At 59.4% G+C, this 20,592-nt stretch carries 18 protein-coding genes; 13 read left to right on the top strand and 5 right to left on the bottom strand.

Features of this window, described 5'->3' with window-relative positions; translation table 11 throughout:
- From F8N12_RS11970 to F8N12_RS11960, 3 genes are all read left to right on the top strand, one after another.
- The gene (locus tag F8N12_RS11970; RefSeq protein ID WP_150580617.1) at positions 1 to 948 is read left to right on the top strand and encodes an ornithine cyclodeaminase family protein; all 948 of its coding nucleotides are present in this window, start codon (positions 1 to 3) and stop codon (positions 946 to 948) included.
- 148 nt (positions 949 to 1,096) lie between these two features.
- Positions 1,097 to 2,224 carry an NAD(P)/FAD-dependent oxidoreductase gene (locus tag F8N12_RS11965; RefSeq protein ID WP_150580616.1) on the top strand — a complete coding sequence of 376 codons (1,128 nt, stop codon included), beginning with the start codon at positions 1,097 to 1,099 and terminating at the stop codon, positions 2,222 to 2,224.
- Between the two features lie 88 nt (positions 2,225 to 2,312).
- Positions 2,313 to 2,963 carry a transcriptional regulator gene (locus F8N12_RS11960; protein ID WP_150580615.1) on the top strand — a complete coding sequence of 217 codons (651 nt, stop codon included), beginning with the start codon at positions 2,313 to 2,315 and terminating at the stop codon, positions 2,961 to 2,963.
- A 172-nt stretch (positions 2,964 to 3,135) separates the two neighbouring features.
- On the opposite strand, the gene hmpA is transcribed toward F8N12_RS11960, so the two are convergent.
- Positions 3,136 to 4,317 carry an NO-inducible flavohemoprotein gene (hmpA, locus tag F8N12_RS11955; protein ID WP_150580614.1) on the bottom strand — a complete coding sequence of 394 codons (1,182 nt, stop codon included), beginning with the start codon at positions 4,315 to 4,317 and terminating at the stop codon, positions 3,136 to 3,138.
- A gap of 155 nt (positions 4,318 to 4,472) precedes the next feature.
- Between hmpA and norR the strand changes: the two genes are divergently transcribed.
- The 5 genes from norR to F8N12_RS11930 all read left to right on the top strand — a co-directional run bounded on the left by norR (position 4,473) and on the right by F8N12_RS11930 (position 9,067).
- A complete protein-coding gene (gene norR, locus F8N12_RS11950) occupies positions 4,473 to 6,020 on the top strand; it encodes a nitric oxide reductase transcriptional regulator NorR (protein ID WP_150580613.1) in 1,548 nt (515 codons plus the stop codon).
- A 324-nt stretch (positions 6,021 to 6,344) separates the two neighbouring features.
- Positions 6,345 to 7,247: a chemotaxis protein CheV gene (locus F8N12_RS11945; RefSeq protein ID WP_028620833.1), complete on the top strand. Its 903-nt coding sequence runs from the start codon at positions 6,345 to 6,347 to the stop codon at positions 7,245 to 7,247.
- 27 nt (positions 7,248 to 7,274) lie between these two features.
- Positions 7,275 to 7,733 carry a GNAT family N-acetyltransferase gene (locus F8N12_RS11940; RefSeq protein WP_150580612.1) on the top strand — a complete coding sequence of 153 codons (459 nt, stop codon included), beginning with the start codon at positions 7,275 to 7,277 and terminating at the stop codon, positions 7,731 to 7,733.
- Between the two features lie 174 nt (positions 7,734 to 7,907).
- Entirely contained in the window at positions 7,908 to 8,234 is a 327-nt protein-coding gene (locus F8N12_RS11935; protein WP_150580611.1) for a hypothetical protein, read from the top strand.
- A gap of 83 nt (positions 8,235 to 8,317) precedes the next feature.
- Positions 8,318 to 9,067 (top strand): YkgJ family cysteine cluster protein, encoded by a 750-nt coding sequence (locus tag F8N12_RS11930; RefSeq protein WP_150580610.1) that lies wholly within the window; start codon positions 8,318 to 8,320, stop codon positions 9,065 to 9,067.
- A 146-nt stretch (positions 9,068 to 9,213) separates the two neighbouring features.
- Here the strand turns inward: F8N12_RS11930 and F8N12_RS11925 are convergent, their stop codons facing one another.
- Both F8N12_RS11925 and F8N12_RS11920 read right to left on the bottom strand, forming a co-directional pair.
- A complete protein-coding gene (locus F8N12_RS11925; protein WP_150580609.1) occupies positions 9,214 to 9,471 on the bottom strand; it encodes a hypothetical protein in 258 nt (85 codons plus the stop codon).
- A 138-nt stretch (positions 9,472 to 9,609) separates the two neighbouring features.
- Positions 9,610 to 10,008 carry a type 1 fimbrial protein gene (locus F8N12_RS11920; protein ID WP_224787698.1) on the bottom strand — a complete coding sequence of 133 codons (399 nt, stop codon included), beginning with the start codon at positions 10,006 to 10,008 and terminating at the stop codon, positions 9,610 to 9,612.
- Between the two features lie 183 nt (positions 10,009 to 10,191).
- On the opposite strand from F8N12_RS11920, the gene F8N12_RS11915 reads away from it, so the two are divergent.
- The 5 genes from F8N12_RS11915 (at position 10,192) to F8N12_RS11895 (ending at position 18,107) form a co-directional block, all read left to right on the top strand.
- The gene (locus F8N12_RS11915) at positions 10,192 to 11,352 is read left to right on the top strand and encodes an efflux RND transporter periplasmic adaptor subunit (protein ID WP_150580608.1); all 1,161 of its coding nucleotides are present in this window, start codon (positions 10,192 to 10,194) and stop codon (positions 11,350 to 11,352) included.
- Entirely contained in the window at positions 11,349 to 14,456 is a 3,108-nt protein-coding gene (locus F8N12_RS11910; protein ID WP_150580607.1) for a multidrug efflux RND transporter permease subunit, read from the top strand. The genes F8N12_RS11915 and F8N12_RS11910 overlap by 4 nt, the downstream gene beginning before the upstream one ends.
- 9 nt (positions 14,457 to 14,465) lie before the next feature.
- A complete protein-coding gene (locus tag F8N12_RS11905) occupies positions 14,466 to 15,140 on the top strand; it encodes a heavy metal response regulator transcription factor (RefSeq protein WP_150580606.1) in 675 nt (224 codons plus the stop codon).
- Positions 15,133 to 16,497 (top strand): heavy metal sensor histidine kinase, encoded by a 1,365-nt coding sequence (locus F8N12_RS11900; RefSeq protein ID WP_150580605.1) that lies wholly within the window; start codon positions 15,133 to 15,135, stop codon positions 16,495 to 16,497. The genes F8N12_RS11905 and F8N12_RS11900 overlap by 8 nt, the downstream gene beginning before the upstream one ends.
- Positions 16,498 to 16,604: 107 nt before the next feature.
- Entirely contained in the window at positions 16,605 to 18,107 is a 1,503-nt protein-coding gene (locus F8N12_RS11895; RefSeq protein WP_150580604.1) for a sensor domain-containing diguanylate cyclase, read from the top strand.
- A gap of 203 nt (positions 18,108 to 18,310) precedes the next feature.
- Here F8N12_RS11895 and lpxC read toward each other — a convergent pair whose 3' ends face one another.
- Together lpxC and ftsZ are read right to left on the bottom strand one after the other, a co-directional pair.
- Positions 18,311 to 19,222 (bottom strand): UDP-3-O-acyl-N-acetylglucosamine deacetylase, encoded by a 912-nt coding sequence (gene lpxC / locus F8N12_RS11890; RefSeq protein WP_064675983.1) that lies wholly within the window; start codon positions 19,220 to 19,222, stop codon positions 18,311 to 18,313.
- Positions 19,223 to 19,334: 112 nt separating this feature from the next.
- Positions 19,335 to 20,528 (bottom strand): cell division protein FtsZ, encoded by a 1,194-nt coding sequence (gene ftsZ, locus F8N12_RS11885; RefSeq protein ID WP_033061342.1) that lies wholly within the window; start codon positions 20,526 to 20,528, stop codon positions 19,335 to 19,337.
- Between the last annotated feature and the right edge of the window lie 64 nt (positions 20,529 to 20,592).

Below are 20,592 nucleotides of genomic sequence, written 5' to 3'. Positions count from 1 at the left end.
ATGCCCAGCCTTCCTAATGTGATCAACCAGCGTCAGGCGCGCGAGCTGTTGGCTCAGGTCGACGTGCCGCACATCCTGCGCACGCTGTTCATGGATCTAGCTGCCGGGGATGCGCTGCAGCCGCCTCAGCAACTGGTCGAGTTTCCACATGGCGCGGGCGACTTCATCAACTTCCTCGGGGTGTTGGCGCAAGACGGCGTATATGGCGTCAAGACGTCGCCGTACATCGTCCGCGAACAAGGCGCGCTGGTGACTGCATGGACGCTGTTGATGTCAATGCAGACCGGCCAGCCGCTGCTGCTCTGCGATGCCGGCGAACTGACCACTGCGCGAACCGCCGCGACCACCGCTGTCGCTGTCGACGCACTCGCACCGTTGAATGCGCAGCGTCTGGCAATCATCGGCAGCGGCAAGGTTGCCCTGGCGCACCTGCACTACGTCAAAGGTTTGCGCGACTGGCAAAGCATCCACCTTTTCTCGCCGAACCTGAGCGAGCTCAGCCCTGAAGCCCTGGCCGAGATCAAAAGCCTCGATCCACGGCTGACCCTCGTCGACAGTCGCGAAGCAGCTGTCCAGGACGCCGACGTGATTATGCTGTGTACCTCGTCCGCCGGCCCGGTGATTGACCCGTCCAGCCTGAGCAAACCGGCGCTGATCACCTCCATCAGCACCAATGCACCGCGCGCCCACGAAGTGCCGCCGCAGAGCCTCAATGACATGCAGGTGTTCTGCGACTATCGCCTGACCACTCCGGGGTCGGCGGGCGAAATGCTGATTGCCGGTGAGCAACATGGCTGGGACAAGAACGCGATTGTCGGTGACCTGCCCGATCTGCTCAGCGAAAAAGTCCAGCGCCCGGGCTACGACCGCCACGTGTTCTTCCGCTCGATAGGCCTGGGCCTGGAAGACATCGCGCTGGCCAATGCCATTTACCGCCTACATCCCTAAACACCACGACCCCCTGTGGGAGCGGGCTTGCCCGCGATGGCGTCGTATCAGCCAACATCATTGCTGAATGCCAGAACGCCATCGCGAGCAAACTCGCTCCCACAGGGATCTCTACATTTTTGGCATTTACGCTCGACAGGAGACGTTCATGAGCCAGGCAGATTTCATCATCATCGGCGGCGGGATTGCCGGCGCTTCCACCGGTTTCTGGCTGTCGCAGCATGCCCGGGTGATTGTGCTCGAACGCGAATCCCATCCGGCCTATCACTCCACCGGACGTTCCGCCGCGCTATTCACCGCGGCTTATGGCACGCCGCAAGTCCGGGCGCTGACCCAGGCCAGTCGCAATTTTTTTGACGCGCCGCCCGCCGGTTTCTGCGAACACCCGCTGCTGACCCCGCGCGGTGAGATGACCGTGGATTTCATCGGCGACCCGGCCGAACTGCACAACCAATACCTGAGCGCGAAGGCCACCGTTACCGAAATGCAGATGCTCAGCGCCGAAGAGGCCTGCGCGCGCCTGCCTATTCTGCGCCGGGAAAAAGTCCACGGCGCCCTCTACGACCCGACTGCCTGCGATATTGATACCGATGCCCTGCATCAAGGTTATCTGCGCGGCATCCGGCGCAACCAGGGCGAAGTGCACACTGACAGCGAGGTCACGCATCTGAGCCGCGACAACGAGGGTGTATGGCACGTCCAAACCCCCAAGCAGACTTTTAGCGCACCGATCATCATCAATGCCGCTGGCGCCTGGGCCGACAAGATCGGCGCCCTGGCCGGTGCCAGATCGTTGGGTCTGCAACCCAAACGCCGCGCCGCGTTCATCTTCGCCGGGCCCGACGGCGTGGACATTCACCAGTGGCCGATGCTGGTCAGCCTCGACGAATCGTTTTACATGAAACCGGACGCCGGCATGTTCCTCGGCTCTCCGGCCAACGCTGACCCCGTCGAACCCCACGACGTACAGCCCGAAGAGCTCGACATCGCGATGGGCATTTACCAGATCGAAGAAGCCACCACGCTGACCATCCGCCGACCGACCCGCACCTGGGCCGGTTTGCGCAGCTTTGTTTGTGACGGTGATTTGCTGTCAGGTTTTGATCAGCAAGTGCCGGGGTTTTTCTGGGTGGCGGCGCAAGGCGGCTATGGCATCCAGACTTCACCCGCCATGGGCGAGGCCAGCGCCGCGCTGGTTCGTGGCGAGGCCTTGCCCGAGCAACTCACGCGCTTTGGACTGGACGCTTCAATGCTCTCCCCCGCGCGCCTTGGTTGAGGCTTGTTCAGGTGACGCGTCGACCCGTTTGCGTCAGACTCCCTGCGCCCTTTTTCACCGGCGCAGAAGCCTCCTGGAGCTCCATTGAATGAATGTACCTGAGCAAACCACACGCCAGGATGATGCTGCGCTGGACAACTATCGGGCGATCGCCAATGCGATCGCCACGTTGTTTTTCCCCCATGCCGAGGTGGTGCTGCATGATCTGCGCACACAGAAAGTTGATTACATCGCCAACAATCTGTCGAAGCGGGCAATCGGTGACGACTCGTCCCTGGAGGACATGGTCAGCGGCGACATCAGCGAACGGAACATCGGCCCGTACGAGAAGCTCAACTGGGATGGTCAGAAAATTCGCAGCCTGAGCAGCGTTCTGCGCGACGGCACGGGGCATCCGCTGGCTGTGCTGTGCATCAATCTGAACATTTCGCTGTTCGAGAATGCCAAAGCCGCTCTGGACCTGTTTCTGTCGCCGAGCAAGTTGATCCCACAGCCGGATTCATTGTTTCGCGATGACTGGCAGGAACGCATCAACACGTTTCTTCACGCCTGGCTGCGTGAGCGGCAATTAAGCCTGAATCTGCTGACCCGCGATCATAAACGTGAACTGGTGCTGGCCCTGCACGCTGAAGGCGCTTTCAAGGGTAAAAGCGCCTCCAACTACGTCGCGAATGTCCTGAACATGGGGCGGGCGACGGTGTACAAGCATTTGAAGGAATTGAAGGAATTGAAGGGCTGAAGATCCCGCCGTCGATTCAGTAGCAGCTGGCGCAGCCTGCGTCCGAGGAAACGGTCCTCGTCATTGCGGCCAGAATTTACCCGGCGCAACGTGGGTGCTGGAGAAGCGAGGGCTGCGCCCTCGGACGCAGGCTTCGCCAGCTGCTACAGGAATCGTGTCACGCGCCAGGGGGTTATTCCAGCGCCGAAGCAGGGCCGAAGAACTCGTAGCGACTCTGCTTCTCTGGCACACCCAAAGCTTTGAGGTGGCGCTTGATCGCTGCCATGAAGCCTTTAGGCCCCAGGAAATAAGCATCCACATCACGATGCTGCGGCAACCACTCGCCCAGTTGCTCCTGGCTCAACAAACCGACCTTGTCCGCCGCCGGGCTGACGCCATCATCCTCGGCGTAGCAATAAAAACGCTTGAGTTGCGGGTGGCGCGCGGCCAATCCGTCGATCCAGTCACGAAACGCATGCACGCTACCGTTACGGGCGCAGTGGATAAAATGCACCGGGCGCTCGGTGGCCAGCGCCGCTTCGAGCATCGCCAGGGTCGGGGTGATGCCGACGCCACCGCTGATCAGCACCAGTGGTTTGTCGCTGGCGGTCAGGGTGAATTCTCCCGATGGCGGGAACAGCTGAATGCTTGAGCCGACGTGCAGCTGATCATGCAAGTGGTTGGACGCTCGGCCGCCGTGCTCGCGTTTTACGCTGATGCGGTACTGGCCCTTGTTCGCCAGTGCCGACAACGAATAATTACGACGAATTTCTTCGCCATCAAGGATCAATTTCATGCCGATGTACTGGCCGGGTTCCGCAGCCAGAATCGAACCTTTGTCCGCTGGTTCGAAGTAGAACGAAGTGATTTCCGAACTCTCCTCCACTTTGGCCGCGACGATGAATTCCCGCGCGCCGCGCCAGCCGCCGGGGGCCTGCGCTTTCTGGTCGTAGATGCTGGTTTCCGCACCGATCAGGATGTCAGCCAATTGACCGTAAGCAGCCCCCCAGGCACTCATGACTTCTGGCGTGGCAATTTCTTCACCCAATACTTCTGAAATGGCGCGCAACAGGCAGCTGCCGACAATCGGATAGTGTTCAGGGAGAATCTGCAGGGCGACGTGTTTGTTGATGATCTTCGCCACCAGGTCGCCCAACTGATCAAGCTGGTCGATGTGCCGTGCGTACATCAATACGCCGTTCGCCAGAGCACGGGGCTGATCACCGCTAACCTGGTGAGCCTGGTTGAAGAGTGGACGAACTTGCGGGTATTCAGAGAGCATCATGCGATAAAAGTGAGTGATCAACGCTTCGCCACCGCTTTCCAGCAACGGCACGGTTGACTTGACGATTGCACGGTCTTGGACGCTAAGCATAAGGTTACTCCTGGCTACTGGGTTTACTAACGGATTGCTCTAGGACTATCAGTTTCCATGCCAGAAAATTATTCGTTAGTAATCATATAGTTAACTCAAATATGGTCATATCGACACAATCTGCCTTATAGTCATCTCGACTACATGGAGTCACTATGACTGCGAAATCCCTGCTCACTGCCTTGCTGCCTTTGGTGTCCGACCTGTCCCGCGAACTCCCAGAGAGCGAACGTTACCGGCGCTTGCTTGAAGCGATGCGCGCCCTGCTTCCCTGCGACGCCGCCGCCCTCCTGCGCCTGGATGGCGAATGGCTGGTGCCGCTGGCCGTCGACGGGTTGAGCACCGATACCCTTGGCCGGCGTTTCAAGGTCAGCGAGCATCCACGTTTCGAGATCCTGCTGAGCAGCCCGGACCCCACCCGGTTCGCCGCCGACAGCGACTTGCCCGATCCGTACGACGGGCTGGTCGATGGGCTTGATGATCACCTGGAAGTTCATGATTGCCTGGGTTGTCCGCTGTTCATCGACGAACGCCCGTGGGGCTTGCTAACCCTCGACGCGCTCGATCCAGAACGCCTCGAACCGATCGAACTGGATGCCTTGCAAGCCTTCGCCAGCCTCGCTGCCGCCACGGTCAATGCCGCCGAAAGCATTCAGCGACTGGCCAATCGCGCCGAACACGAACACCAGCGTGCCGAGGTCTATCGCCAGGCCAGCGGTCAGCAAACGCGCGAAATGATCGGCCAGAGCAAGGCGCACAGGCGGCTGGTTGAAGAAATCAACCTGGTCGGGGGCAGCGATCTCACCGTACTCATCACCGGCGAGACCGGTGTCGGCAAAGAGCTGGTCGCTCAGGCCATCCACGCCGCGTCGTCGCGGGCAGACAGGCCCATCATCAGCCTGAACTGCGCCGCGCTGCCGGATACCTTGGTGGAAAGCGAACTGTTCGGCCATGTGCGCGGCGCCTTCACCGGCGCGACCAGCGACCGTAGGGGCAAATTCGAGCTGGCCAATGGCGGCACGCTGTTTCTCGACGAAGTCGGCGAACTGTCGCTGACCGTGCAGGCCAAATTGCTCCGTGTCCTGCAAAGCGGCCAACTCCAGCGCCTGGGCTCGGACAAAGAGCATCAGGTGGACGTGCGCCTGATCGCTGCGACCAACCGCGATCTCGCAGAAGAAGTGCGCAGCGGCCGTTACCGCGCCGACTTCTACCACCGTTTGAGCGTTTACCCATTGTTGGTGCCGGCGCTGCGAGATCGCAGTCGCGATGTGCTGTTGCTCAGCGGTTATTTTCTGGAGCAGAACCGCTCGCGCATGGGCCTCAACAGTTTGCGCCTGAGTGCCGATGCCCAGGCTGCGCTGCTGGCCTATGACTGGCCAGGCAACGTGCGCGAATTGGAGCACCTGATCGGTCGCAGCGCGCTGAAAGCCTTGGGCCGCTGCAAAGAACGGCCGAAGATTCTCAGCCTTAGCGCGGCCGACCTCGACCTGCCCGGTGTCAACGTCGAAGTCAACCAGGAGCAACCGGCGGCGCCAATGACAGTAGTGACGGGGGATTTGCGCGAGGCCACCGACAATTATCAGCGGCAATTGATCAGCGCCTGTCTTGAACGCCATCAGAACAACTGGGCCAGCGCCGCCCGCGAACTGGGCCTCGACCGCGCCAACCTCGGACGCATGGCCAAGCGCCTTGGCATGAAATAAACCCGATTCCCTGTAGCAGCTGCCAAAGGCTGCGTTCGGCCGCAGAGCAGTCGTCAATGGCTAAACTCAGTGCCTTGGACATTGCTCGTTGCAGGGTCGGGCGAGGACTTCGTCCTCGAACGCAGCCTTCGGCAGCTGCTACAGGGTTGCGCTTATCAAGAGGATCGGTGGGCTAACGCAGCCTTCGGCAGCTGCTACAGGGTTGCGCTCACCTGGTGTCGATGGAATGTTGTTAAAGCCTGCCCTCAACAAGTCGATAACCCGGCATCGATAGTTGTTGGCACTCTTCACGGATGCCCATCACGTTCTACACAGAAGGTTTTTATGTCCTCCACCAAAGCCCGCGCAGATTCACTTTCGCTTCTGCTGTTTACCTTGCGCAGCGGCAAGCTGATGGCGATCAACCTGCTTAAAGTCAGTGAAATCATTCCTTGCCCGCCGCTGACCAAACTGCCGGAGTCGCATCCACACGTCAAAGGCATCGCCACCCTGCGCGGCATGTCGCTGTCGGTGATCGACCTCAGTCGCGCCATCGGCGAGCGCCCCCTGGAAGACCCCAACGGTGGCTGCCTGATCGTCACTGATGTCAGTCGCTCCAAACAGGGCCTGCATGTTCAGGCAGTCAGCAAGATTGTTCACTGCCTGACCACCGACATCCGCCCGCCGCCCTTCGGTTCCGGCGGCGTGCGCTCGTACATTACCGGCGTGACATCGGTCGATGGCACCCTGGTGCAGGTGCTGGATATTGAAAAAGTCATCCACGGCATCGCCCCGGCGCAAATCGAAATGGCCCCGACCGAGCTGAGCATGGAAGACGCCGAGGTACTGGGCAATGCGCGCATTCTAGTGGTCGACGATAGTCAGGTCGCGCTGCAGCAATCGGTGCACACCCTGCGTAATCTCGGCCTGCAATGTCACACTGCCCGCAGTGCAAGGGAGGCCATCGACTGCCTGCTGGATCTGCAAGGTACGGCGCAACAGATCAACCTGATCGTCTCGGACATCGAAATGTCCGAGATGGATGGCTACGCTTTAACCCGAACCCTGCGCGAAACCCCAGACTTCGCGCACCTGTACGTGCTCTTGCACACCTCTCTGGACAGCGCAATGAACAGCGAGAAAGCTCGATTGGCCGGCGCCAACGGAGTGCTGACCAAGTTCTCTTCGCCGGAACTGACCAAGTGCCTTATCGAAGCAGCGAAGGCCGTCGCCGAACAGGGTCACTAAGCGGTGGCCGACGATTTCTGTTTTCTGATGCGACGCAATCTGGCTGAAGTTGCCACAGAGGCACGGTGGCCGTCGTCCATCGTTCTCAGCGACTACCGTCCGGAACTCGCGGAGGCCGTGCATGGCCTGATGGAACTGGGACATATGGACGGCGGTGGTCGCGTGCCGTCACTGGACGTCTGGCAGCAGAGGTTTGAAACCGATCCTGAATACGATCCTTCCCTGTGTTTCATTGCCCTGGATGCTGAAGGTATCGTTGGCGTTTGTCAGTGCTGGACCAGTGCCTACATCAAGAATCTGGTGGTGCATCCTCGCGCGCGAAGTCTGGGCCTTGGCCGCGCATTGTTGCTGCACGCCTTCAGGGTTTTCCAACAACGGCGGGAAGGTTTTGTCGATCTGAAGGTGAAAGAAGACAACCTGCGGGCGCAGCACTTGTATGAAAATGTCGGGATGTATGTGGTCCGCCGGGAAGTTATTCCAACCTGATACACCGTCATCGGCCAACCACGCTCCCACAGGCTTTTGCGTTGTGCCTGACATTAATTCGACGCAAATTGTGTGGGAGCAAAGCCTGCTCGCGAAGAGGCCGACACATTCAAACTAAAACCCTCAGGCATACTCCAACCTTTGGCCAACCCAATACCCAAGGATGCTTGAACCGTGAAAGCCACCACCCTGACCTTCCTCTGCCTCACTGCTCTCGCCACCCAGGCCCATGCCTCCAGCCCCGACGCCTGGGCAGCCTTCGACAAAGCCGTGCTCGCCAGCTGCACCAAGGCCAGTGGCCTGAAAGACGTGAAACCTGTGGGCACCGCGGCACAGTTCGATGATCGGGTCGGCTACGTCGCTGTTCTGCTGCAAGGCCAATACCCGCAAAAACATATGAAAGGCCAGCAAGGTACCGAACTGTGCCTCTACAACAAGAAAAGCAAAACCGCTTACGTCAATGAGTGGGATTCAATCCGCACGCCGGGCAAAACTCGCTGAGTGGCGCGCAACTTGCTTCGAGGCAGTCCTTGGCGGTGACATTCTGTCGCCGTTTCAGACGCTGAGAGTCGACTGAACGCTCAATGAATACGACCTTTTCATGCGTGGGCTGTGGCAAGTGCTGCAATGACCATCACGTGCCCCTGACCCTGGGTGAAGCGCGGATGTGGGCGGCTGACGGCGGTCAGGTGATCGTGCTGGTCGAGGCTTTCCTCGACAACGGGCTTGGCCTGCCGTTGCTGCAGCGCGATCACGCCGGACGCCGGTCAGTGCGGGTGTCCAGCGGCGCATCGAACGCTCATGTTGCCATCACCTTTGCCGCCTTCAACGCCGGTCGCTGCCGGAATCTTGACGAAGAAAACCTTTGCCGGATTTACGAACGCCGGCCATTGGTGTGCCGGATCTATCCTATGGAAATCAATCCGCACATTCCCTTGAACACCGCCGTGAAGGAGTGTCCGCCCGAATCGTGGGAAAAGGGACCGGCACTGATCGTCGGTGGCGAGCTGGTCGATCAGGAACTCGCAGGGCTTATCCAGCGCTCCCGTCAGGCGGATCGCGATGACATCGGCACCAAAGATGCGATCTGCGCGTTACTGGGCATTCGCACGACGGCTCTGAAAGGCGATGGATTTACAGCGTACTTGCCGGACATGACTGCGTTTGCCACGGCTATTGAGCAGAGTGCACAACAACCGCTGGAGAGCACCGGCAGCGAATGGCTGTTTCATGTGTCGGGGGACGATATCGCCGGGCAGTTGCTAGCGGCAGGTGCACGAGTGACGACCGGATCACCGCTGGACTACACGTTCATTTCGCTGCGGGCGGCTTGAACTGATTTATCGGGGATGGCGCCCATGAAGCCCTGGCTTGAGCAAAACCAGCCACAGCTGGGCGCATTCTCAGAGAGGCCATGCGATCAACTGTGAGAGCCGGGCTTGCTCGCGATGCAAGCGGCACACACTGAAAATGTCGAAACTCAGCGCTTGCCCATCGAACGTCGCGTACCCGGCGGCGCGGCGCCCGGGGTTTTGGTATGGCCGTTCCTGGCGCCATTTTTGTACCACGGCTGACTCGCATTTTTTGTAACAGGCAATTCGCCTGGCTTGAACGGAAACTTGAACGCCGGGATCGCCGCCTGGCTTTCGCCGTCTACGTTGTCATCGACGCTGTCTGGCAAGTCTGCCGGGGCGTCGCTCAAAGCGTCGGCAACCGGCGGTTGTATCGGGGAAGTCATGAAAGCTCCGGGTGATGCATGAAGTCGGGCCCGATCACCGAACCGCGAAAGGCGGCAGTATACCTGCCGGGCTGACGCACGCACGCGCACCTTCGGTCGGCGATCAAAGAATTTTCAGCCGAAAAAACCGGCCAAGGCCTATCGGTAAGTGACCGTAACGATGCCGATGCCTGAGCCCGGACTACTCTCGATGGCCCGGGCGTAGAATGGTTCGAATGTGGTCGACAGCGGCATCGCCCCGTGACTGCAGGCATTTTGATAGGTGCTCACATCCACTTCCACACCCGGCACGACCAGCAAGCGTCGAAATTCAGGAGATCGCATCGACCCCGCCCTTTCCACCGCACAGCCAGCTTCGACGATACTTCCTGCAAAGCTGATGGTCCCCGACTCAATCCTGGGTCCAGCGGCCAGAACGAGCGGCATAAGTAACAGGGCACCCAAAGCAACCACACTCAGCTTCATATCGATCATTCCTTGGCATTGCAGGATTGTCTCTTGCGTATCTGCCACCACAAAGAAATCTTTAATGAGCATAGTCCGCCCTAAGACTCAGGCACGTTATCGTCAGCCACCGGGATATAGGCAGAGTTCCTGGGACAGAACAACGGCCAAACTGACAGCGCCGTCAGCCAGCAGTCACTTTCCTGACGGTGTAACAGGCTTATAAGGGAGGTATAAATAACCTGACTTCCGATTTCCTGCCCGGCCTTGACTCGCATGCGCATACAAAAACAAACCGCCCTGATTGCCGGCCTGCTGATAGTGCTGGCTGCGTGGGGCGTCTGGTACCTGGGCAAACCTGCCACCGCCAAACCGACGACCCCGACCGCGATCCCTGTGCGAGTGGTCAGCGTTGCCGAAAAAGACGTGCCTCGTTATGTCACCGGGATCGGCTCTGTGCTGTCTCTGCACAGCGTGGTGGTACGGCCGCAGATCGACGGGATCCTCACCAAAATCCTGGTCAATGAGGGTCAGTTGGTGAAAAAGGGGGATCTTCTAGCGACCATTGATGACCGTTCAATTCGCGCCAGTCTCGATCAGACCCGCGCGCAATTGGGCGAAAGCCAGGCGCAGCTGCAAGTGGCGATGGTCAACCTCAAGCGTTACAAATTGTTGAGCGTTGATGACGGTGTGTCCAAGCAGACGTTTGACCAGCAACAAGCCTTGGTCAGTCAACTCAAGGCCACAGCCCAAGGCAATCAGGCTGCAATCGACGCCGCTCAGGTACAGCTTTCCTACACGCAGATTCGCTCTCCGGTGACCGGACGAGTCGGAATTCGTACGGTGGACGAAGGCAATTTTCTGCGCATGACCGATACCCAGGGTTTGTTCACCGTGACCCAGATTGATCCCATAGCCGTGGAGTTCTCCCTGCCACAGCAAATGCTGCCGACCTTGCAAGGTCTGATCGGCGACCCGCAGCGGGCCCGCGTGAAGGCTTATATCGGTGCCGACACCGATGGCGAGACTGGCAATCTGCTCGGCGAAGGCCATTTGACGCTGATCGACAACCAGATCAACGCCAACACCGGGACCATTCGCGCCAAGGCCGAATTCGATAATGCCGGGCAAACGCTCTGGCCTGGCTTGCTGGTGACGGTACAGATTCAGACAGCGCTGGAGAAGGCTGCCCTGGTGGTGCCTCCCACCGTCGTACAGCGTGGCCTCGATCAGCATTTCGTCTACCGGATCAACGGCGACAAAGTCGAGATAGTCAACGTGCAGATGGTGTATCAGGGCGCCGAACAGAACATCGTCAAAGGCGTCAAACCCGGCGATGTGCTGGTCAGTGACGGTCAGTCGCGGCTCAAACCCGGGTCGACGGTGCAGATTCTCACCGAGCCGCCGCAAGTGGTGCAGGCGGAGCCCAAGCCATGAAAGGCCACCGATCGATATCGGCGTGGTGCATCGATCATCCGGTGGCGACGATCCTGCTGACGTTTGCCCTGGTGTTGCTGGGGGTTATCGCGTTCCCTAAGTTGCCGATCGCGCCGCTGCCGGAGGCGGAGTTCCCGACCATCCAGGTCGCCGCGCAATTGCCCGGCGCAAGCCCGGAAACCATGGCGTCGTCGGTGGCCACGCCGCTGGAAGTGCAATTCAGCGCCATCCCCGGTGTGACGCAAATGACCTCAAGCAGCGCCTTGGGCTCGACCAATCTGACGCTGCAATTCACCCTCGACAAAAGCATCGACACCGCTGCGCAGGAAGTCCAGGCCGCGATCAACACCGCCGCCGGCAAGCTGCCCAAGGACATGCCGAACCTGCCGACCTGGCGCAAGGTCAATCCGGCCGACAGCCCGGTGCTGATCCTCAGCATCAACTCAACCCTGATGCCCGGCCCCGAACTCAGCGATCTGGTGGAAACGCTACTGTCGCGCCAAATCAGTCAGATCGACGGCGTAGGCCAGGTCAACATCACCGGTCAGCAACGTCCGGCCATCCGTGTTCAGGCTTCGGCAGACAAACTGGCTGCCATTGGTTTGACCCTGGCGGACATTCGCCTGGCGCTGCAGAAGACCAGCCTCAACCTGGCCAAAGGTGCGCTGTACGGCGAGTCGAGCATTTCCACCCTCTCCACCAATGACCAATTGTTCCACCCTGAGGAATACAGCGAACTCATCGTTTCCTACAAGGACGGCGCCCCGGTTCACCTGCGCGATGTCGCCAAAGTCGTCAACGGTGCAGAAGATGCCTACGTGCAGGCGTGGGCTGGCGACCGACCCGGCGTCAACCTGGTGATCTTCCGTCAGCCAGGCGCCAACATTGTCGAAACCGTCGACCGAGTGCAGGCCGCATTGCCGACGCTGGAAGCCATGCTGCCGGCGTCGGTACAGGCCAGCACCCTGGTCGACCGCACCCAAACCATCCGCGCTTCGCTGCACGAGGTGGAAATAACCCTGCTGATCGCGATCCTGCTGGTGGTGGCGGTGATGGCCCTGTTCTTGCGCCAGTTGTCAGCAACGTTGATCGTGACGGCCGTGCTCGGCGTGTCGCTGATCGCCAGTTTCGCCCTGATGTACATCATGGGTTTCAGTCTGAACAACCTGACCCTGGTAGCGATCGTGGTGGCCGTGGGCTTTGTGGTCGACGATGCGATCGTGGTGGTGGAAAACATCCACCGGCATCTGGAGGCCGGCGACGACATGCGCGAGGCCGCCATCAAGGGCTCCAGCGAAATCGGCTTCACCGTTGTCTCGATCAGCTTCTCACTGGTGGCGGCGTTTATTCCACTGCTGTTCATGGGCGGCGTGGTCGGGCGCCTGTTCAAGGAATTCGCCTTGACGGCGACTTCGACCATCATGATCTCAGTGGTGGTGTCGCTGACTCTCGCGCCCACCCTCGCGGCCCTGTTCATGAAAGCGCCAGCGCACCATGCTCACGACAAACCCGGTTTCGGCGATCGCTTGCTCAACTGGTACGAACGGGGCTTGCGGCGTGCCCTCGCCCATCAAAAACTGATGATTGGCGTGTTCGGCCTGTCGCTGGCGCTGGCGGTGACCGGTTACATCTTCATCCCCAAGGGTTTCTTCCCGGTGCAGGACACAGGTTTTGTCCTCGGCACCACGGAAGCAGCTGCCGATATTTCCTACGGCGACATGGTAAAAAAACACCTGGCGATGGCAGAAATTGTCGCGGCAGACCCCGCCGTCGATGTGTTTTCCCATTCGGTGGGTGTCTCCGGCAGCAACCAGACTATTGCCAATGGCCGTTTCTGGATTTCTTTGAAAAAACGTGGCGACCGCGATGTCTCCGCCAGTCAATTCATAGACCGGATTCGTCCACAACTGATGAAAGTCCCGGGCATCGTCCTGTACCTGCGCGCAGGTCAGGACATCAACCTCAGCTCCGGGCCGAGCCGCGCACAATATCAATACGTACTCAAGAGTAACGACGGCGCGACCCTCAGCACCTGGACCCAACGCCTCACGGAAAAACTGCGCAGCAACCCGGCGTTCCGCGACATTTCCAACGACCTGCAGCTGGGCGGCAGTATCACGCACATCAGCATCGACCGCAGCGCAGCGGCACGTTTTGGCTTGACCGCCAGCGATGTCGATGAGGCGCTGTACGATGCTTTCGGTCAGCGCCAGATCAATGAATTCCAGACCCAGACCAACCAGTACAACGTGATTCTGGAGCTGGACACCAAGCAACGCGGCAAGGCCGAAAGCCTCAACTATTTCTACCTGCGCTCGCCGTTGAGCGGGGAAATGGTGCCGCTGTCGGCAATGGCGCGCTTCGATGCGCCAACGGTTGGGCCTTTGTCCATCGCCCACGACGGGATGTTCCCGGCCGCCAACCTGTCCTTCAACCTCGCGTCCGGCGTGGCGCTCGGCGACGCGGTGATCATGCTCGATCAGGCCAAGGCCGAGATCGGCATGCCAGCGGCCATGAGCGGCAATTTCCAGGGCGCGGCGCAAGCCTTTCAAAGCTCACTGGCCAGCCAGCCGTGGCTGATTCTCGCGGCGCTGGTGGCGGTGTACATCATTCTCGGCGTGCTCTACGAAAGTTTCGTGCACCCGCTGACGATCATCTCGACCCTGCCCTCGGCGGGACTGGGGGCGGTGATCATGCTGTGGATCTGCGGCCAGGATTTTTCGATCATGGCGCTGATCGGGTTGGTGCTGCTGATCGGGATCGTCAAGAAAAACGGCATCCTGATGATCGACTTCGCGCTGGACGCCCAGCGCAATCGTGGTTTGCCGCCCGAGGAGGCTATTTACGAGGCGTGCATCACGCGGTTCCGACCGATCATCATGACCACCCTCGCCGCCCTGCTTGGCGCCCTGCCGCTGATGCTCGGCTACGGCACCGGCGCCGAATTGCGCCAGCCATTGGGAATCGCTGTCGTGGGCGGGCTGCTGGTAAGTCAGGCGCTGACGCTATTCACCACGCCGGTCATATACTTGTGGCTTGAGCGGCTATTCCATCGGCCTAAACCCGCGCCAGCACCGATGCCGGCACTGGCGACCACAGACTGAGGCGGGGTCATGCGCGTTCTGATTATCGAAGACGAGGAAAAAACCGCAGACTATTTGCACCGCGGCCTCACCGAACAGGGTTACACCGTGGACCTGGCGCGCGACGGCGTCGAAGGTCTGCACATGGCGCTGGAAAACGATTATGCGGTGATCGTCCTCGACGTCATGTTGCCGGGCCTCGATGGCTTTGGCGTGCTGCGTGCGCTGCGTGCCCGCAAACAAACGCCGGTGATCATGCTGACCGCCCGCGAGCGCGTCGAAGATCGCATCAAAGGCTTGCGCGACGGTGCCGACGATTACCTCGGCAAACCGTTTTCCTTCCTTGAGCTGGTCGCACGTCTGCAGGCGCTGACCCGGCGCAGCGGTGGCCATGAACCGGTGCAGGTGAGCGTCGCCGACCTGTGGATCGACTTGATCAGCCGTAAGGCTACCCGCGCGGGTACCCGTCTGGACCTGACCGCCAAAGAGTTTTCACTGCTTAGCGTGCTGGCTCGCCGACAAGGGGAAATTCTCTCGAAAACGTCGATCGCGGAAATGGTCTGGGACATCAATTTCGACAGTGACGCCAATGTCGTCGAAGTGGCGATCAAGCGCTTGCGCGCGAAGCTCGACGGGCCGTTCGAAGAGAAATTACTGCACACGATCCGGGGCATGGGTTATGTGCTGGAGAGCCGCGGTGTTTAGCAATTCGATTGCACTGCGCCTCAGTGGCATGTTCACGCTGGTGGCGCTGGTGGTGTTTCTGTTGATCGGCGGCGCGCTGTATCAACAAGTTGATAAAGGCCTTGGCCTGCTGCCGGAAGCCGAACTGGACGCGCGCTACAGCGTGCTGGAATCCACTGTCGGCCGTTTTGGCACGCCCGAGCACTGGGTGAAGATCAACAACAAACTCAATCTGCTGAGCGAGGAAGACAAGCGCATCCGGTTCTGGATTATCAGCGGCGACCCGCAGTACGAATACGGCAACGCCTCCACGCAGATTCGCGCGTTCGCCGAGGGGCCGCTGGGCATGCGCGACCTCAACCTGCCCGGGCAGCCTTATCCGCTAAAAGTGCTGGTCAGCCAGTTCCCGGCCAAGGATCAGCGTCCGCCGTTGCGTTTCATGATCGGCATCGATACCGGGACGCTTCATCAGACTCAGCATCATCTGCTGATTGCCTTGATCAGTCTGGCGATCATTGGCGTGCTGCTGGCCTCGGCGCTGGGTTATTGGGTGGCGCGGATCGGCCTCAAGCCGCTGATCAAGTTGTCTCAAGAGGCCCAGCGCCTGGCCCCGCCGCTACGCTCCGGGCGTTTGCGCCTCGCCTCACTTCCGCCGGAACTCAATCAGTTCGTCAACTCGTTCAATTCGACCCTGGAGCGGGTCGAGCAGGCCTACTCGCGGCTCGAATCGTTCAATGCCGATGTCGCTCACGAACTGCGTTCGCCGCTGACCAACCTGATCGGTCAGACCCAAGTGGCGCTTACCCGTGGCCGTTCGGCCGAGCACTACTTCGAGGTGCTGCAATCGAACCTCGAAGAGCTCGAACGCCTGCGCTCGATCATCAACGATATGCTGTTTCTTGCCAGTGCCGACCAAGGCAGCAAGGCCACCAAGCTGACCTCCGCGTCTCTCGCCGATGAAGTAGCGACGACGCTGGAGTATCTGGATTTCATTCTTGAGGATGCGCACGTGCAAGTGCAGGTCAGCGGTGATGCGCTGGTGCACATCGAGATCGCACATCTGCGACGTGCGCTGATCAATCTGCTGAACAACGCGGTCCAGCATACCGAACCCGGCCAAGTCATCGAGGTGCGGATCGAGGTGGACGAACATCAGGTGAGCATTGGCGTCGCCAACCCCGGCTCGCCGATTGCCAACGAGCATTTGCCACGGCTGTTCGAACGGTTCTACCGGGTCGATGCTTCGCGCAGCAACAGCGGTAATAACCACGGTCTGGGGCTGGCGATTGTGAAGGCGATCGCGTTGATGCACGGCGGCGATGTGTTTGTGCGAAGTGATCGGGGGATGAACACCTTCGGGATTTATTTGCCTGTTTGAGCGCAACCCATCCGCGGTGGAAAAAGTCTTCTAAGCTTCAATCAGTGAAAGGCCAGCGCGTTTGCTGGCTTTTTTTTGCGTTGAACGTTCATGCAGACAGTGTCCCCATGACCGCACCTCACCCTACCTACGTTTCAGGCAAGACCCGCCGAACTGAGTTGATGGTGATGCTCGGCAGCGCACTGACCGTGATTGCGATCGTATGCATCGTCACTTTTCTGTTGATCCGGGAACATGCCAGCGCTCAGCTGGAGGCCACCCGCAGCGCTACCACGATTGTCCAGCTGATTAACGCCGATGTCCTGCGCACGGTCGAGCTCTATGACCTGACCCTGCAAGGCCTGATCGCAGCCGCCCAGCGCGATGACCTCAAACAGGGCTCCGCGCAGATCCGCCATATGGTGTTGTTCGACCGTTCGACGACGGCCCGTTTCAAAGGCGATATTCTGCTGCTTGATTCGAACGGCCAGGTCCTGGCGGACTCGTCGATTATCGATCCCATGCCGGGCAACTATGCCGAACGTGATTTTTTCCTTGAGCATGCCGCCAGGCAAGATACCGGCCTGTTCATCAGCCGCCCGTTCAAGCTGGAATGCGATTGCGAGTTCAATGGCGAATGGCGAGTTACCTTCAGCCGCCGAATCTCCACGTCCACAGGAGGATTTCTCGGCGTTGCCGTGGCTTCGATGCGCTTGAACTACTTTGACCAGCTGTTCAACAGCCTCGACATCGGCTTCGGCAGCACGCTCAATATCATCAATGCCGACGGTATTCTGCTCGCGCAAAAACCTTATCTGGAGAACGATGCCATCGGTAAGAGTTTCGCCAACCGGCCTAACGTGGAGCGTATTCTGCGCGACAGCAGTGGCAGTTTCGCCAGCGTCTCGAGCATCGACGGCGAGCGGCGTCTATACACCTTTGCCAGGGTGGGTAATCTGCCGCTGACCGTGATCGTCGCACTGTCCGGCGACGAAGTGTTCGCCACCTGGCGGCGCACTGCGTTGGTGATCAGCGGCGCCACGGGCGTGCTCTGCATTGGCCTGCTGTGGCTCAGTGGTCTGCTTTACCGAGAGCTACGCTTGCGCCGCCATGCCGAGAAGGAACTGGCGCAACTGGCGGCCACCGATGCGCTGACCGGTGTGGCGAATCGGCGAATCCTCGACCTGACCCTGCGCCACGAGTGGTTTCGGGCGCAACGCTCCGGCCAGCCTTTGTCACTGCTGATGATTGACGCCGACCACTTCAAGGCCTTCAACGATCAACATGGTCACCAGGCCGGCGACGATGCCTTGCGCGCGGTGGCCAAGGTGATTTGCGACAATGTGCGAAGGCCCGCCGACATGGTCGCCCGCTACGGTGGTGAAGAGTTTTCGGTGGTATTGGCCGAAACCGACAGCGCAGGGGCGCAACAGATTGCCGAACACATCAGGGTGGCGGTGGAGCAACTACCGTTTGCGGCGGGGGTGGCATCGCCGGTGACGGTCAGTATCGGCCTGAGTACCTGGACAACCGCCAATGATGTGAGCCTGGAGCAGTTGCTGTTTGCAGCGGACAAGGCGTTGTATCAGGCCAAGGAGCGTGGGCGGAATCAGGTGGTGGCGGCGACGTGAGTTCTTCAGCGAATCGATTGGCCTCATCGCGAGCAGGCTCGCTCCCACAGGTCAGGATCTGGTGCCCAACTTTTGGGGTGCAGACTAAAAATGTGGGAGCGAGCCTGCGCGCGATAGCGTCCTACCTGCCACTACACAACGTTCCGGCAGACATAAAAAAAGGCCACCCGAGGGCAGCCTTTAAAAACTAGAGAGGTTTTTGTTTACACCGCCGCAACAGGACGCATGTAAGAGATCGGTGCAGTGCTGGCGTCTTCGAAAGTCACGACTTCCCAAGCATCTGTCTGCTCAATCAACTTGCGCAGCAGCTGGTTGTTCAATGCATGTCCGGACTTGAAGCCCTTGAACTCACCAATCAGGCTATTGCCCAGCAGGTAGAGGTCACCAATTGCATCGAGGATCTTGTGCTTCACGAATTCGTCTTCATAGCGAAGACCGTCTTCGTTCAGTACGCCATCCGCGTCGACCACAATAGCGTTTTCAACGCTGCCGCCGAGTGCGAGGTTGTGCTTGCGCAGGTACTCGATGTCACTCATGAAACCAAAGGTACGGGCGCGGCTGACTTCTTTTACGAACGAAGTGCTGGAAAAATCCACGCTTGCACTTTGTGTGCGGTCACGGAAAACCGGGTGATCGAAATCGATCTCGAAACTCACCTTGAAGCCTTCGAAAGGGACGAAAGTGGCGCGCTTGTCGCCGTCTTCCACTGTCACTTCACGCAGGATGCGGATGAATTTCTTGGCGGCGTCCTGTTCTTCCAGGCCAGCCGACTGAATCAGGAATACGAAAGGTCCAGCGCTACCATCCATGATCGGCACTTCGGACGCGGAGAGCTCGACGTAGGCGTTATCGATGCCCAGGCCAGCCATGGCCGAGAGCAAGTGCTCCACCGTATCCACTTTGGTGTCACCACTGACCAGTGTGGTCGACATCGTGGTTTCACCAACGTTTTCCGCGCGGGCAGGAATCTGCACCACAGGGTCGAGGTCGGCACGACAAAACACAATGCCGGTGTCGACAGGCGCTGGCTTGAGGGTCAGGTAGACCTTCTCCCCGGAGTGCAGGCCTACACCTGTGGCACGGATAATATTTTTCAGTGTGCGTTGTTTAATCATGGCTTGGGCCGCTTCAGCGCAAATTGCGAACTGGTATCAACAAAGGCTGGCGATGATAGCAGACCACGCCTTTGCTGAACACCAATCACCTTCATAGCCCTGATACATTCCATCAATCAGCCTGACGACGCAGGAATGCCGGGATGTCCAGGTAGTCCAGGTCATCTTGCGGATTCATCTTCGCGGCAGTCGCAGCACCGGCCTGAGCCTGGTTGCGCATGACGGTCGGACGGTCCAGATCACGGTAGTTGACAGCCGGCGCCTCTTGACGCGAAGGCGCTTGTTGCTGCGGCTGTGAGGCTACGGACGTGTGCATGGTGTTGTCGATGACCTTCACAGGCTTCTCGATTTTCGCGCCCAGACCGGTGGCAACGACAGTGACGTGCAGCTCGTCGCGCATGTCCGGGTCGATTACGGTACCGACCTTGACCATGGCGTGCTCGGAAGCGAAGGCTTCGATGATGCTACCCACGTCCGAGTACTCACCCAGGGACAGGTCAGGACCGGCGGTGATGTTCACCAGGATGCCGCGTGCACCTTGCAGGTTCACGTCTTCCAGCAACGGATTGCGAATGGCCGCTTCGGTGGCCTCGCGTGCACGATTCGGACCGCTGGCGCAGCCAGTGCCCATCATCGCCATGCCCATTTCGCTCATCACGGTGCGAACGTCAGCGAAGTCGACGTTGATCATGCCCGGACGCTTGATGATGTCGGAGATACCGCGAACGGCACCGGCCAGTACATCGTCAGCCTTGGCGAAAGCCGACAGCAGGCTGGCGTCCTTACCAAGGATGGTCAGCAGCTTCTCGTTAGGAATGGTGATCAACGAGTCGACGCTCTCCGACAGCAGACGAATACCTTCGTCGGCGATCTGCATACGCTTGCGACCTTCGAACGGGAACGGACGAGTCACCACCGCAACGGTGAGGATCCCCATTTCCTTGGCCACTTCAGCAATGATCGGCGCAGCACCGGTACCGGTACCACCGCCCATGCCGGTTGTAATGAACACCATATTGGTGCCCTGCAGGACTTCGGCAATGCGCTCACGATCTTCGAGAGCGGCCTGACGACCTACTTCAGGGTTGGCGCCAGCGCCGAGACCTTTGGTCACGCCGGTACCCAGTTGCAGGATGGTCCGCGCGCCGATGCTCTTCAGCGCTTGGGCATCAGTGTTGGCGCAGATGAATTCAACGCCTTCAATGTTGCTCTTGACCATGTGATTGACAGCGTTGCCGCCGCCTCCGCCAACACCGATAACTTTAATGACCGGGCTTGCGGGGATGTTGTCTACGAGTTCGAACATTTTCCCTCTCCTTTACGTTCTCTAGTTTTTTCGCCTACTGCGTTTGTTGCTTGTCGCTTTTACT

It is taken from the genome of Pseudomonas fluorescens (genome assembly GCF_902497625.1).
Lineage (GTDB): Bacteria > Pseudomonadota > Gammaproteobacteria > Pseudomonadales > Pseudomonadaceae > Aquipseudomonas > Aquipseudomonas fluorescens_BQ.
The sequence above is the reverse complement of the archived record's forward strand: the minus strand, read 5'-3'. Positions and strand labels throughout refer to the sequence as shown.

Bases quoted from the DNA above. Each gene is read 5' to 3' on its own strand.
- hmpA (WP_150580614.1), bottom strand. From the start codon at position 4,317: ATGCTTAGCGTCCAAGACCGTGCAATCGTCAAGTCAACCGTGCCGTTG.
- F8N12_RS11970 (WP_150580617.1), top strand. From the start codon at position 1: ATGCCCAGCCTTCCTAATGTGATCAACCAGCGTCAGGCGCGCGAGCTG.
- F8N12_RS11940 (WP_150580612.1), top strand. From the start codon at position 7,275: ATGCGACGCAATCTGGCTGAAGTTGCCACAGAGGCACGGTGGCCGTCG.
- F8N12_RS11905 (WP_150580606.1), top strand. From the start codon at position 14,466: ATGCGCGTTCTGATTATCGAAGACGAGGAAAAAACCGCAGACTATTTG.
- F8N12_RS11965 (WP_150580616.1), top strand. From the start codon at position 1,097: ATGAGCCAGGCAGATTTCATCATCATCGGCGGCGGGATTGCCGGCGCT.
- F8N12_RS11920 (WP_224787698.1), bottom strand. From the start codon at position 10,008: ATGCTCATTAAAGATTTCTTTGTGGTGGCAGATACGCAAGAGACAATC.
- ftsZ (WP_033061342.1), bottom strand. From the start codon at position 20,528: ATGTTCGAACTCGTAGACAACATCCCCGCAAGCCCGGTCATTAAAGTT.
- F8N12_RS11895 (WP_150580604.1), top strand. From the start codon at position 16,605: ATGACCGCACCTCACCCTACCTACGTTTCAGGCAAGACCCGCCGAACT.
- F8N12_RS11925 (WP_150580609.1), bottom strand. From the start codon at position 9,471: ATGACTTCCCCGATACAACCGCCGGTTGCCGACGCTTTGAGCGACGCC.
- F8N12_RS11910 (WP_150580607.1), top strand. From the start codon at position 11,349: ATGAAAGGCCACCGATCGATATCGGCGTGGTGCATCGATCATCCGGTG.
- F8N12_RS11915 (WP_150580608.1), top strand. From the start codon at position 10,192: ATGCGCATACAAAAACAAACCGCCCTGATTGCCGGCCTGCTGATAGTG.
- F8N12_RS11960 (WP_150580615.1), top strand. From the start codon at position 2,313: ATGAATGTACCTGAGCAAACCACACGCCAGGATGATGCTGCGCTGGAC.
- norR (WP_150580613.1), top strand. From the start codon at position 4,473: ATGACTGCGAAATCCCTGCTCACTGCCTTGCTGCCTTTGGTGTCCGAC.
- F8N12_RS11945 (WP_028620833.1), top strand. From the start codon at position 6,345: ATGTCCTCCACCAAAGCCCGCGCAGATTCACTTTCGCTTCTGCTGTTT.
- lpxC (WP_064675983.1), bottom strand. From the start codon at position 19,222: ATGATTAAACAACGCACACTGAAAAATATTATCCGTGCCACAGGTGTA.
- F8N12_RS11930 (WP_150580610.1), top strand. From the start codon at position 8,318: ATGAATACGACCTTTTCATGCGTGGGCTGTGGCAAGTGCTGCAATGAC.